The following is a 12,684-nucleotide window of genomic DNA, read 5'->3' on the forward strand; positions in this document are numbered from 1 at the left end:
CCTGCCGTTGCTCCCCATCGCCTCACGGAGAGAAGCGTCCTCCTTGAGGCGGAGGACCGCAGACCGTATGCTCGCGACGTCCCCGGGTTTGACCACGATACCGCACCCTGCTTTCCGTATGACATCGGCGGTCTCGCTCTCCGTCGCGACCATGGCGATGATCGGCTGGCTGCAGGCCATGAGATTGATCGTCTTCCCGGGCAGGCAGGGAGCCTTCATCCTCTCGTCGAGCGAGATGAATGAGACGTCAGAAGAGTTAACCAGATTGAAGTACTCGGCACGGGGGAGAAGTGACAGCAGCCTGACGTTGTTGATCTCTTCCAGGTGTATCCTCGTCTTGAGGTGCCGCTTCTCCGCACCATCTCCAGCAATGCAGAAGATAGTATCGTCATGGTCCCGCAGGGCCTTTGCAGTGTCCAGGATGTTGTCGATGCCCTGGTACGGAGAGAGGATTCCCGCATAGGATATCAGGAACTTATCCTCGATACCTTCCCTTTCCTTGAAGTCCTTCCTATGAACGAGGCCGTTAAACTCGGAGAGGGAAACCGAGTTGAAGATATGAGTGACCTTCTTTGGATCGGCACCCCGCTGCTGCACATATTCGATGCCGCCATGTGAGAGGACAGTGATATGGTCGGCGTGCCTGTACGCCTCACCCTCAATGTGCTCCAAGACCTTGATCATGACGGGGTTTTTCAGTACCCCGACCTCAGTAAGTTCTTGGGGATGGAAATCCTGGAAATTAAGGACAGAAGGGGTTCCATCGTACCGCTTGATCTTCTTTGCAAGGTAGTATAGAGGCAGTGGCGGTATATACATCAAACAGACATCATATTTTTTACCGACCTCACGGTACTTCTTGAAGTAGTAATAGGGCAGATAAAAGTGCTCAAGTCCCCTGACAAAGATGTTATCGCGATTTGCCGGGTGCTTACACCGGTAGATCGTGACGCCCTCTACCTCCTCCTCAAGAGGGAATTCTTTCCCCTGATCCTCCTTGTTCAGATTAAACTCTCGAGGATATGAGGTTATGACATCAACGATATGCCCTCGCTCTGCAAAAGCCTTGGCGAGATCGAAATAGATGTGGGCAGCGCTCCCGATCTCCGGTATAAAGTAAGCAACAACCAGCAGTATTCTCATAGATGCACCAAATAAGAATGGGCAGGTTAGAACTCCGCACTTTTCTCGATATTCTCCCGGTTCTCCACAAACCACTGATAAGTCTGCTCAAGCCCCTCCCTGAACTCGGTCTGGGGGGTGTACCCGAGGAGATCGCTCGCCTTGTCGATACAGGAGAGAAGCCGGTTCTTCTTATCCCAGTCCCGCCGTTCCTTAAAGGCAATGCCCGCCTTGTTCCCCGTTAACTCGTTGATCCAGTTCGCGAGGTCGATGATCCGGATCTCCCTGCCGGCGCCGAGGTTGATCGCCTCGCCAACCGCGTTCTCATGGGTGGCCATCTTTACGAGGCCGTTGACCAGATCCCCAACATAGGTGAAATCCCGGGACTCCTCCCCGGTGCCTGTGATCGGCAGGGGAAGACCGTTCATCGACCAATAGAAGAAGTTCGGGATGACGTTCCGGTACTTGCCGGGGACCTCTCCAGGTCCGTAGGAGTTAAAGAACCGGGCATTGACAATAGGTAACCCGTAGAGGTTGTAGAAGTAGTTGGTGTAGAGCTCACCGATCATCTTGGTGACCTGGTAGGGAGTGTAGAGCTTGATGGAGATATCATGCTCTTCAAACGGCATCTTGGAGTCCAGGCCGTAGATGCCGCAACCGGACGAGGCGTAGATGAACCGCTCGACATCCACGAGATGTGCATACTGCAGGACCTTGAGGATCCCCATACCATTCACCATCAGATCTTTCTCGGGGTTGTCGACCGAGTTCTGGTTGGCAAAGTGGGCGGCGAGATGGTAGACGATGTCGGGCTTCGACTTAAACGCCCACTTTAACTTCTCTTCATCCAGGATATCGCCGTGGATGAACTGGACGTTGTCCCCCCGGGTGATATTCCACTCGTACGAGGAGGAGAGATTGTCGAGGATGATGATCTTCTCTGCATCGAGATCAGAGAGCCTCCTGACCAGGTTCCCGCCGATTGCACCGGCGCCGCCGGTGACCAGCACAGTCTTTCCTTCAAAAAATGATTTTTCGTTCTCCATCGTGCTCACTCCTCGATCCGGTAATACCGCTTCATCCACTCGACCGTACGTCGGACACCTTCCTCCGGCGAGACCTTGGGGTCGTGCCTGAGGTCACGGACGGCCTTCGTGAAGTCCATTGTCTTCACTTTCGTCGTAAACGGCTCGGCCTCCTCATAGGTGACAAGCGAGTCATCTCTGCCGACGGCCTTAAGAATAAGGTCGGAATAGTCTTTGATCTCCCGCTCCCACTCGGGGCGGCCGCCGACGTTGTAGACTTCTCCGGGAATGAAGTTGTCTACGATATTCGCCCAGGTCCTGCAGGAATCCTCGACGAAGTCGATGATCCTCTTGTGGCCCTTGAAGACCGTATAGGGTCTGTTGAAGAGCGCATGATAGATGAATTTGGGGATAAAACCGCGGTAGGGATTATAGTGCTCATGCGGGCCGTAGCAGTTCACCGGCCGGACACGGACCGTCTCGGTGCCGAACATCGCTGCCGAGTTCAGGCACATGAGCTCGCCCGCCCACTTGGTGATGGCGTAATCGTTCATTTGATAAGTATCCCTGATGGGATTGTTCACCATCACATCCTCGGACATTGTCCCGCTATAATCCCCGTAAACCTCGGCGCTGGAAAAGAATATCATCCGGAACTTCAGTTTCTCCTGAAGACGGAGCATATGCTTGGTCCCGATCACGTTGGTCTGCCAGAGATTTTCGTAGTAATCTTCGCCGTTCCAGCGGCCGTACTCCGCAGCGAGATGATATACGTAATCGAACTTCGAGCGGTCGAAGACCCGTTCCAGCTGCCGATAACTCCGCGTATCTGCCCGGATGTAATTCTCCCGGTCGTTGTTCAGGAGGTCGAGTGCGACGACCTCATGACCCCGGCTACGCAGTTCGTTGACGAGATTGGTGCCGATGAATCCGGCACCGCCTGTAACAAGAATTCTTTGTGTTTCCATGTGTATTTCACCGAATCAATGAATTGTTGTTCCGCGACGGTATGCCGCCGCATATCGTCGCAATCATCCTGCCCGCCATACCATCCCCGTAGGGGTTCTCCCAGGTCCCCGACCGGGAGAGCATCTGCCCGGCAGACGCCAGGATCTCATCGGCCCCTGTCCCCGCCAGAACGTTCGCTCCCACCTCGATCGTCTCCGGACGCTCGGTGTTCGCCCGGAGGGTGACGCAGGGCACCCCGAGGATGCAGGTTTCCTCCTGGACGCCGCCGGAGTCCGTCAGGACGAGGCGGGCGTTGGACTCAAGCTGCAGGAATTCGAGGAACCCGACGGGGTTCATGACGGAGATCCCGTCGAGTGTGACCCCGAACCGCTCGACCATCTTCCTGGTCCGGGGATGCATCGGGAAGATGACGGGGAGCCCGTACTCCCGGTGGACCGCCTCGAGCCCCGCGATGATGCTCTGGAGTTTCTCGGGGTTGTCGACGTTCTCCTGCCGGTGGGAGGTGACCAGGAAGTATTCGTGGGGCTCCAGTCCGAGGGTATCGAGGACATTCGCCTTCTTCTTCGCGATCTCCCGGTTCTGAAAGACCGCGTCGACGATGGTGTTCCCGGTCATGCAGATCTTGTTCTCCTCGATGCCTTCCTTCTCAAGGTACCGCCGTGCAGTCTCGGTGGGAGCGAAGAGATAATCGGAGACGTGATCCGCGACCACCCGGTTGATCTCCTCGGGCATCGTCCGGTCGAAACTCCGGAGACCGGCCTCGATGTGGCCGACCCGGATGTGGAGTTTTGCGGCCGCGAGAGCCCCGGCCATGACGGTGTTGGTGTCGCCCTGAACGAGAACGATATCCGGGGATTCCTTCACCAGGACATCTTCGATGCCGGTCATGATCTTTGCGGTCTGGCCGGCCTGGGTCCCGGAGCCGACGTCGAGGTTGTACTTCGGCTCGGGCAGTTCGAGTTCCTCGAAGAACGCCCGGTCCATATCATAGGAGTAGTGCTGCCCGGAGTGGAGGATGAAGTAGTCGAGGTTTCGGATCTCGCACTCACGGATGATCGGGGACATCTTGATGATCTCCGGCCGGGTTCCAAGCACAATTGCAATCATCTTTAGATCCTCTCTAGTGGGAAGTCCCCGGCTCAGCCTTTCCGGCCCCCTTTCCGATCGGGGCCCCGGTCACAGGAGCGGCAGCTTTCCCGCCTCCCTGCCCCTGCATGATCTGCACGAGCGAGTAGAGGATTATCCCCACAGTAGTGAGCAGGAGCCCGAGGATGAGCACGGAGAACCCGCCGGTGAAGACGATGTAGTGGAATTGACCGGTGCGGTAGTATTCGGAGAAGGTGTAAATCTCTGCAACGATCCCGATGAGAGCAAAGAGCACACCCGGGATCCCGAAGAACACCAGCGGCCGGCGGAGGCTGATCAGCCGCACAATGTTCATCAGCACCCCGACTCCGTGGGAGACCGGGTTCTGGCTTGATGTATCCTCAATGTCGTAGCGCACCTTGATCGGCACCTCGGCGACCTTCAGGCGGTGGTCGCTCGCCTGGACCAGGATCTCGGAGCCCGCGCTCATCCCCTCGCCGCTGATCTGGATGGCTTCGATGGCCTTTCTCCCGTAGGCCCGGAAACCGCTCTGGGAGTCGGTGATCGCAAGGTTGGTCCCCGCCAGAGTGGTCGCGGTATCGAGGACCTTCATCCCGGCTTTCCGGTAGGCGGGGATCTTGCCGGCCGAACCCTTGACAAAACGGGAGCCGATGACGACGTCATTCCCCCGGCGGAGCTCCGCAAGCAGTTCCGGGATCTCCGCAGGGTTGTGCTGGCCGTCGGCGTCGATGACGACGAGTTCCTCCGCACCGAGGTTTCGGGCGGTGGCAAAGATCGTCTGCAACGCCCCGCCGTAGCCCCGGTTGACCTCGTGCCGGACGACACGGGCCCCGAGGCCCTCCGCGATCGGGACGGTATCATCCTTTGAGCCGTCGTCAACGACGAGGACGGCATCGCCATGCTTTTTGGCCCCGATGATCGTCTTTGCGATGTAGGCCTCCTCATTATAGGCAGGCATGGCGACGAGAGTCCGGACGGCGGGCCGCGGTCGGGTTGCCTCGTCGTCGACGAGGAGGATCGTGCCCTCCCTGTCACCGTCGTGTTCGACGACCATCCCGGCCGTGCGGGCAGGAGCGGAGGATGAAGTCGTATGGATGGTCATCGGAATTCCTCCCGGGGTATTCTGCAGTCCGCCTGGAGAACAACGCTCCCGATCACCAGCCCCTCGTTGTAGGCCGGGATGACCGCAACGATGGCCGGGTATGCGGGGAGGCCCCTAACGGTGCTCTTTGGAGGACGAAGACTCCGAAGGTCGGCGGACTGTATCATGAGGACTCCTGGTCGTCCGGGGACGGGCAGGGGACTTGCCCCGCCCGCGGATACCGGAACTATTGCCACAGGATATACTAACCATTATTATATATAAATATAACTAATTATCCTAGAGATCCTCATAACATAGATCATTCAAAATTGAATGATTTTAATATAATAATTGTGTTATAGGCTTGCGATAGCAGAGAGTTGGATCTTGTTGATCAACATGTTATACTATAAATATGTTTTCATAAGTGAATCTTGCTACAACTTAATTTTTTTTGAATATCTCCCCTCTAAGGGGGCTATCATACAATATTCCCATTTTTTGGGGATGAACCCGGAACTCTTCGGAAAAGATGGCTGATGCTGCATCAGAAAGAAAATTTGAGACCAGTATAGAATTTTCCCTGGAGCGAACCTGGGCTCTGAAGAACGGACACGTGGCATACGTGAAAGAAGCAGGAACGGGCGGTTTGTGGGCTCCCCTGCAAAGGTATCCTGCCTGTTTAATATGGTCACCCGGGACCGGCTCCAGCCAATGTACCATAGGCGGCTCCCGGACGCCCTAGGACGGGAAACTCGACGTTGAGGAGATTTTCATATGCCTTTTGAGGACTAGGGTATCCGGCGGCAGAAAACCATCGAAAAGCGATGCTCGTGGCACCGGCGGGTCACCTACTATCCGGGCATCTCCGCGCGTCTTAAGCAGTATATCCCCGATGATGACGTCGTCACGGCGCTTCCCGACGCACATGATATTGCTTTAACCATCCCGGGCCGGGTCTACGTCTCCGGTGATTACAATCACATGGTCCAGCATGCCAGTTGGACCCTGACCCCTACCCGGATCATGACCGTGCCTCCCTCTCGGACGTTTCACGGAGCAACCGACCGGACCTGCAAGCCCGGCTGCAACATGCACCCGCATGCAGTTTTCATTAAAACGAAGCTACCGATCCCACCGCCCTCGACAGAGGATGCTATTTATGCACTCAGGTGCCGCGCTGCAAGGCCGATCTTCCCCCCGTCCGCCAGAACCTTCGTAGATGTTTTTAGATACCCTCTGAAGTAAACCAATAGGGAGAGATAGAGAAGTCATCCCAGAAGTGTCTAGCGCTGAAGATTCATATCGTTCAGAGTATTTTGACACATCCTCGGGAGGAATTGAGCAATTTTTGGTGTCAAATTGCTGACACGGCTTCCCTCCGGGTATCGCCACGCGGGGAACGACTGCCGGTACGGCAGGAGTTTGAGAAGACCGGAGGTCTTCGAGTGAGGGATCGGGAGGTGCGCCCGGCGGAACGGCGGGTGCATGAGCACCGCTAGGTGCGATTGGGTTTCCCCCTCCCGGCTGAGGTGTTTTGGGACGACCTCAGAGAAAGACCGGTATACGCACTCCATGATAGCCCAGCGTACAGGAAAGAGGCCGGTCTAAGGATTTTCCGAACCCCGTTTCAGGAAGGGAGTAAGAATATCAGTTATTTAAGCCTCAGGCGAGATTTGAACTCGCGACCTCGTCCTTACCAAGGACGCGCTCTACCGGCTGAGCCACTGAGGCATGACGCACCACCTATGTTGGAGGTTTACCTTATAAAAGGTTACGGCCGAACCCGGAGGAAGAACCGGATAGGAGCCGTCCCTATTCTCCCCGCACAGCAGCGCTGATCGCCTCCAGCGCGGAGATACTGGCGATAACCCCGTCAAGAGTCTCCACCTCGACGATAGGAGTGACCCTGTTCCGGTGCACGGCATCCATCACGGCCGAAAAATCGATCGTCCCGGCCCCGACCGGGGAATGCGTGTCTTCGGTGCCGTCGTTGTCGTGCAGATGGAAGTGCGCCGCCGGATGGGCGAGGAAGCAGTCCAGGCACCCGTTCAGGTTCGCGTGGCCGACATCGAGCGCAAGCCCGAGCCCGTCGATGAGCGGCAGGTCTTCGCAGGAGCGCAGGAAGAAGTACTCCCAGTTCCCCATGTTCTCCACAAAGAACGTGACCGAAAGGTCTTCGGCCGCCGTCGCCAGTTCGGCGAGCGACTGCTGAAACCTTTCCGTTGCCCGCGCTCGTTCCTCGCTCCACGCATAGTAGCCCGGGTGGACGACCACGTCCGCCCCGACCTCCGCGGCGATGGCGAACGCCCCTGTCAGGACCTCGATGCTCGCCCGTCGGATGGGCTCGAGGATGCTTGCGATGTTGACCCCCCGGGACGGCGCATGGATGAAGTAGCGATACGAATAACTCTGCAGCGGCTCTGCACTCTCAAGGAAGTGCAGCCCTTCATCCATCACCTCCACGCAATCGGTTACGGAAGCGAGCGTCTCAAGTGCCGTAGAGAGCGGCTCACGGTGAAGGCAGTAAGTGGAGATGCCAAACATAGAGAATGTTCCGACCGGGACGATAAATAAGTTCGGAATCGACACTCCTGCCAACGCGCCTGATCGGCCGGGGGCGGCCCCTCGCCGCCATGTCGGCAGTAAAAGGGATCCAGTCGCATGGTTTATGCCACCAGAGCCACATAGAGATAACTATGGTTGGCGGCTTCCTCCCGGAGGTTATCGTCTCGGACCGCCTTGAGAGATCCAAGGCTGAGATATTCTCTTACATCGAGTCCAATACCGAAGCCATCGATGAGAATTTCCCCTCATTCTTCGGCAAGATCGTTACGATCCTTGACCGTGCAGACGTCCCCATCACCGACCAGATGTACGACGAGTTCATTGATGCAATCGTATTTCGGGTCTTGGACGTCAGCAAGCGGGCCGGGGACACGAAGTTCGTGAACCGTGTCTGCGATATCGCCTGCGGGATGAAACGAAAGAAGGAGAGGAAAGCCGGCGTCTATCTTGCGGCCGCCGTCAAACTGATGAAGATCGGGATGCCGCTCGCGGCGGCGGTCTACCTCCAGCCGTACCGCAAACACGACGCCGCCGTAGGATGCTGGTATGCCTACTGCTACTACACCCTGTATAAGGAAGGGTCGACCGAGTCCGGCTATTCCGCCGCGGAACGGTGGAACTACCTGAAAGCCGCACGCCAGTATATGGAGGAACTCGGACAGCTGCAGCCGGGTCTCCGGCGGTTGGCCAGGGGAGAACTCGAGCAGGACCCATGGCTTGCCGAACCGTTCTGGGTGATGATCTTCCTTGCGACCGAATGGATGCCGGATAACCGCTGGTTCCTCGAGACCGGTATGGCAAGGGCAAAACAGGACAACAACGACGTGGCGCTCGTAAAGATGTTGCAGATCGGCCTCGTCCGGTTCCCCGTCGATATGCTCTTTTATCGAGAGGCTTACCATCTCAAGTTCGAGCAGGGCGACCTCGCCGATGCTATGGGCCTCATCCGCGATATGCTCCAGCGTTTTCCCGACGACCCCGAGCCGGTCTACTACGGCCTCCGGACCGCCCTTTACCTCCCCCGCGGAGGGGAATTCGGCGAGTTCCGGAAACTTGCCGAAGAGAAGAAGATGCCGGGCCATGTCCTCTGCCTCATCGACTACGCATATGCCTTCTTCCGGCGGAAATCGGGACCGGCAAACCGCTGTCTTGACGAGTTCCGCAGGAAATACCCTTCGCTGGACTACTACTCAGACCTGCTCCGGTTCCTCACCACCGATATCCGGGAAGCCCAGGACGCCTCCAACCGGGCGGTCTTCACCTCGATCGACCACTTCTGCAAGAAGATGCTCAAGATCGCCGAGACGTGAGATCGGGTTGCCGCCAGGTAAATGCTGAAGATACCTCGTGCCCAACCGATACTTCTTCCATGGCGTACCACTACCTCTTCGGACCGGTCCTCTCCCGGCGCCTGGGCGTCTCGCTCGGGATCGACCTGGTGCCGCAGAAGACCTGCACCTTCGACTGCGTCTACTGCGAGTGCGGGCGGACGACCAATCGCACCTGCGAGCGGCGCGAGTACGTCCCGACCGACGGGGTCATCGCGGAGCTCGACGATTATCTCACGACCGGGCCGAACCTCGACTACGTCACGTTCGCCGGCTCCGGAGAACCGACGCTTCACACCGGGATCGGCAGGATCATCTCGTTCCTGAAGGACCGGTACCCCCGCTATCGGGTCGCGGTCCTGACGGGAAGCGCACTCCTCCCCGACCCGGAGGTCCGGGCCTCCCTTATGCAGGCGGACCTCGTGGTTCCGTCGCTCGATGCGGTATCCGAAGATCTCTTCCGGCAAATCGACCGCCCCTGCCCGGGCGTCACCGCCGGACGGGTGCTTGCGGGGCTCGTTGCCTTCGTCCGGGAGTTTCCCGGAGAGGCCTGGCTCGAGGTGTTCATCGTCCCGGGTAAAAACGATACGGATGAAGAGGTCCTCCGCCTGAGGGACGCCGTCGCCGCCATCGGTCCCGACCGCGTCCAGGTGAACACCCTCGACCGCCCCGGCACCGATATCCGGGTGAGACCGGCATCGCCGCGGGCCCTCGAGCGGATCGCATCGATGCTCGCCGGGAAGGCGGAGGTGATCGGGGCGTCGCACACGAACCGGATGCCGATGCCGGGGTTCGGGGACGCCGTCGAGACCATCCTTGCGGCCATCCGGCGCCGACCCTGCACGTTTGACGATCTCGGCGCCCTCCTCCGCCTTCGCCCGGCAGAGGTTGCGAAATGCCTGCGGGTCCTTGAGGCCCGGGGCCTGGTCGAGCCCGTGCGGGAAGAGAGGGGAGTCTTTTATCGGCGGTCCGAGTTGTAACCGGCACGAATATGCCGTACCGGCGAGAGATCTATATGAGAATTCATGGCGGTCGGTAAAGACATAGTAAAGACGCTTCATTCTCTCGTCGACCGGGAGATCACGCTCATGCACATCTGCGGCACCCACGAGGCGGCGATCGCACGCTCAGGGCTCCGGAGCGTCCTTCCGGAGGGGCTCAAGATCGTGATGGGGCCGGGCTGTCCGGTCTGTATCACGCCGCAGGGCGAGATCGACGCCGCGCTCGACCTGGTGGAGCGCGGCTGCACCATCGCCACCTACGGCGACCTGCTGCGGGTCCCGGGATCGAAGGGTTCGCTTGAGTCGAGCGGCGGGGATATTCGGGTGGTGCAGGGCGTCCATAAGGCGGTGGAGATCGCCCGACGGGAGCCCGACCGGGAGATTGTCTTCGTCTCGGTCGGATTCGAGACCACCGCGCCGACGGTCGCCGCCACGATCCTCTCCCGTCCGCCGGAGAACTTCTCCATCCTCTCCTGCCACCGGCTTGTCCCGCCTGCGATGGAGTGGCTCCTCGCCCAGGGGGAGGCGCCGCTTGACGGGTTCATCCTCCCGGGGCACGTCTGCGCGGTGATGGGCTATGAGGAGTACGAGCGGTTCCCGGTCCCGCAGGTGGTCGCGGGGTTCGAACCCGAGGATGTCCTCCTCGGCCTCCTCATGGCGGTGCGACAGGTCCGCGAGGGGGTGCACCGGGTCGAGAACGCCTACCCGCGCGTGGTCACCCGGGAAGGGAACGTCAAGGCAAAACGCCTGATGTACGAAGTCTTCGAGCCGTTCGACGTCGAGTGGCGCGGGTTTCCCGTGATCCCGGCTTCGGGCCTCCGCTTGAAACCGGAGTTCGAGGACTACGATGCGCAGAAGAAGTATGGAATCACGATCCGGCACGTGGACAAGCACTCTGCCTGCATCTGCGATCAAGTGTTGCGCGGCGTCGCCCGACCCTCGGACTGCAAACTCTTCGGGAAGGCCTGCACTCCGCGGACCCCTGTCGGCCCCTGCATGGTCAGCCACGAAGGGGCGTGCAAGATCTGGCACCTCTACGAATCGAGGAGGGCGTGAAACCCTTCCTCCTGCCGCTGGCCTTTTATATCATACAGGATTATATGATATGGTTGTCTCGGTAGGGTAGTGGATATCCTGAAAGCCTCCGGAGCTTTCGACCCGGGTTCGAATCCCGGCCGGGACGTTCTCCTCTTCTGCACCGCGCTTCAGTCGTAGAGTTACGGCGGGTTCTCCCCCCGGATGGCATCGGTCTCTTTTTCATCCGGCATACGCGCGGAAGACCGCTTCTGCTCGCTCTCAGGGAATTCAACCTTCACCGCGAGGTTTGCAGGCGAGATCTCTCGTATCGATATCGTCGGCCCCGAAGCGGTCGGCCATACCCTTATCATCTCACGGGGCGTGGATACCTGTATGACCGAACAGAGTCGCCCCCCTTACCACCGTTCACCTACGAGACGGCCGTGCAGAAGGTTCGTATGGCTGAAGATGCCTGGAATTCGCGCGATCCCGGACGGGTCTCGCTTGCGTACAGCGTCGACAGCGCCTGGCGCAACCGGGCCGAGTTCGTGAACGGCCGCGAGGAGATCGTCGAGTTTCTGAAACGGAAATGGGCAAAGGAACTCGACTACCGTCTGATCAAGGAGGTCTGGGCGTTTCACGAGGCGCGTATCGCGGTACGGTTCGCGTATGAGTGGCATGATGATTCCGGGAACTGGTTCCGTTCCTACGGAAACGAAAACTGGGAGTTCGATCCGCAGGGGTTGATGCGCACCCGTCATGCCAGCATCAACGACCTGCCGATCACCGAGGGAGAACGGAAGTATCACTGGCCGCTCGGGCGACGGCCCGACGATCATCCCGGGCTCTCCGACCTGGGGCTGTAACCTGCCCTGCAACGATCAATCGCTGTGTATCTCCGATGAACGCCGCAATAGTGTAGAGCGCAACCCATCTTCGTTATAATAGAGGTTGTCCCAAAAACTGCTACCGGGAGGGGGACACCCCTCGAAACTCTTCGAGTTTCTCGAACCCCTTTCCCTTCGGGGAAGTCGTTATTCGCACCTCCGGTGCTCAAGCACCGGCCCTTCGGCCCGGAGCTCATTCGAAACTCTTCGAAGACCTTTGGTCTTCTCATACACCCGCCGTTCCGCCGGGTGCACCTCCCCGAACCCTCTTCGAAACCCTTCGAGTTTCTCAAACTCCTGCCGTGCCGGCAGTCGTTCCCCGAGTGGCGATATGCTGTCTTTCTGCGGAAGAGAGCAGGAGCACCGTGAGGTGAGACTCTCAATGGAAAGCCGTTTCACCATTATTGCCTTGAATATGACTCAGAGGGTCGAGAACTTGGATGTAAATGCTCCAATTTGGTGTAACGAAGGTTCTAGGGTCCTTTTGGGACGACCTCATATACAAGACAGACCTGGAGGGCATCCCAAAATGCCTTTGCCCCCCCGGGGGGGGGGGGCCGCCGCCCCCCCCCCCCC

General features: G+C 58.6%; 12 protein-coding genes and 2 tRNA genes. 5 read left to right on the forward strand and 9 right to left on the reverse strand.

Going from position 1 to position 12,684, the window contains the following annotated elements; translation table 11 throughout:
* The 8 genes from BP737_RS06500 to BP737_RS06535 all read right to left on the reverse strand — a co-directional run.
* Positions 1 to 1,143, reverse strand: a 1,143-nt coding sequence (locus tag BP737_RS06500; protein WP_292405493.1) for a glycosyltransferase family 4 protein, incomplete at its 3' end; no start/stop codon positions are given.
* A 26-nt stretch (positions 1,144 to 1,169) separates the two neighbouring features.
* The gene (locus BP737_RS06505; protein WP_292405497.1) at positions 1,170 to 2,168 is read right to left on the reverse strand and encodes an NAD-dependent epimerase/dehydratase family protein; all 999 of its coding nucleotides are present in this window, start codon (positions 2,166 to 2,168) and stop codon (positions 1,170 to 1,172) included.
* A gap of 5 nt (positions 2,169 to 2,173) precedes the next feature.
* Positions 2,174 to 3,115: an NAD-dependent epimerase/dehydratase family protein gene (locus BP737_RS06510; protein ID WP_292405500.1), complete on the reverse strand. Its 942-nt coding sequence runs from the start codon at positions 3,113 to 3,115 to the stop codon at positions 2,174 to 2,176.
* Positions 3,116 to 3,122: 7 nt separating this feature from the next.
* On the reverse strand, positions 3,123 to 4,223 hold the full coding sequence (gene wecB, locus BP737_RS06515) for a non-hydrolyzing UDP-N-acetylglucosamine 2-epimerase (protein WP_292405503.1): 1,101 nt from the start codon (positions 4,221 to 4,223) through the stop codon (positions 3,123 to 3,125).
* 13 nt (positions 4,224 to 4,236) lie between these two features.
* Complete coding sequence (locus tag BP737_RS06520; protein WP_292405506.1) at positions 4,237 to 5,325, reverse strand: glycosyltransferase; 1,089 nt, start codon at positions 5,323 to 5,325, stop codon at positions 4,237 to 4,239.
* Positions 5,322 to 5,561 (reverse strand): hypothetical protein, encoded by a 240-nt coding sequence (locus BP737_RS06525; protein WP_342686039.1) that lies wholly within the window; start codon positions 5,559 to 5,561, stop codon positions 5,322 to 5,324. The genes BP737_RS06520 and BP737_RS06525 overlap by 4 nt, the downstream gene beginning before the upstream one ends.
* A 1,407-nt stretch (positions 5,562 to 6,968) precedes the next feature.
* Positions 6,969 to 7,041 (reverse strand) — tRNA-Thr (locus BP737_RS06530).
* An 81-nt stretch (positions 7,042 to 7,122) separates the two neighbouring features.
* On the reverse strand, positions 7,123 to 7,854 hold the full coding sequence (locus BP737_RS06535) for a sugar phosphate isomerase/epimerase family protein (RefSeq protein WP_292404959.1): 732 nt from the start codon (positions 7,852 to 7,854) through the stop codon (positions 7,123 to 7,125).
* A 152-nt stretch (positions 7,855 to 8,006) separates the two neighbouring features.
* On the opposite strand from BP737_RS06535, the gene BP737_RS06540 reads away from it, so the two are divergent.
* The 4 genes from BP737_RS06540 to BP737_RS06555 all read left to right on the forward strand — a co-directional run bounded on the left by BP737_RS06540 (position 8,007) and on the right by BP737_RS06555 (position 11,387).
* Positions 8,007 to 9,185 (forward strand): hypothetical protein, encoded by a 1,179-nt coding sequence (locus BP737_RS06540; protein ID WP_292404956.1) that lies wholly within the window; start codon positions 8,007 to 8,009, stop codon positions 9,183 to 9,185.
* Positions 9,186 to 9,244: 59 nt separating this feature from the next.
* Complete coding sequence (locus BP737_RS06545) at positions 9,245 to 10,183, forward strand: radical SAM protein (protein WP_292404953.1); 939 nt, start codon at positions 9,245 to 9,247, stop codon at positions 10,181 to 10,183.
* Between the two features lie 45 nt (positions 10,184 to 10,228).
* Positions 10,229 to 11,260, forward strand: coding sequence for a hydrogenase formation protein HypD (hypD, locus tag BP737_RS06550; RefSeq protein WP_292404950.1), 1,032 nt, complete (start codon positions 10,229 to 10,231; stop codon positions 11,258 to 11,260).
* Positions 11,261 to 11,315: 55 nt separating this feature from the next.
* Positions 11,316 to 11,387, forward strand: a tRNA-Arg gene (locus tag BP737_RS06555).
* A 34-nt stretch (positions 11,388 to 11,421) separates the two neighbouring features.
* Here the strand turns inward: BP737_RS06555 and BP737_RS06560 are convergent.
* Entirely contained in the window at positions 11,422 to 11,592 is a 171-nt protein-coding gene (locus tag BP737_RS06560; protein ID WP_342686040.1) for a hypothetical protein, read from the reverse strand.
* A gap of 87 nt (positions 11,593 to 11,679) precedes the next feature.
* On the opposite strand from BP737_RS06560, the gene BP737_RS06565 reads away from it, so the two are divergent.
* The gene (locus tag BP737_RS06565; RefSeq protein ID WP_394339208.1) at positions 11,680 to 12,087 is read left to right on the forward strand and encodes a DUF1348 family protein; all 408 of its coding nucleotides are present in this window, start codon (positions 11,680 to 11,682) and stop codon (positions 12,085 to 12,087) included.
* Positions 12,088 to 12,684 lie beyond the last annotated feature (597 nt).

This window comes from Methanoculleus sp. UBA291 (genome assembly GCF_002499755.1).
Classification (GTDB): Archaea; Halobacteriota; Methanomicrobia; order Methanomicrobiales; family Methanoculleaceae; genus Methanoculleus; species Methanoculleus palmolei.

Coding starts and splice junctions, on each gene's coding strand:
- BP737_RS06505 (WP_292405497.1), bottom strand. CDS start 2,168: ATGGAGAACGAAAAATCATTTTTTGAAGGAAAGACTGTGCTGGTCACC.
- BP737_RS06510 (WP_292405500.1), bottom strand. CDS start 3,115: ATGGAAACACAAAGAATTCTTGTTACAGGCGGTGCCGGATTCATCGGC.
- wecB (WP_292405503.1), bottom strand. CDS start 4,223: ATGATTGCAATTGTGCTTGGAACCCGGCCGGAGATCATCAAGATGTCC.
- BP737_RS06520 (WP_292405506.1), bottom strand. CDS start 5,325: ATGACCATCCATACGACTTCATCCTCCGCTCCTGCCCGCACGGCCGGG.
- BP737_RS06535 (WP_292404959.1), bottom strand. CDS start 7,854: ATGTTTGGCATCTCCACTTACTGCCTTCACCGTGAGCCGCTCTCTACG.
- BP737_RS06540 (WP_292404956.1), top strand. CDS start 8,007: ATGGTTGGCGGCTTCCTCCCGGAGGTTATCGTCTCGGACCGCCTTGAG.
- BP737_RS06545 (WP_292404953.1), top strand. CDS start 9,245: ATGGCGTACCACTACCTCTTCGGACCGGTCCTCTCCCGGCGCCTGGGC.
- hypD (WP_292404950.1), top strand. CDS start 10,229: ATGGCGGTCGGTAAAGACATAGTAAAGACGCTTCATTCTCTCGTCGAC.
- BP737_RS06560 (WP_342686040.1), bottom strand. CDS start 11,592: ATGATAAGGGTATGGCCGACCGCTTCGGGGCCGACGATATCGATACGA.
- BP737_RS06565 (WP_394339208.1), top strand. CDS start 11,680: ATGGCTGAAGATGCCTGGAATTCGCGCGATCCCGGACGGGTCTCGCTT.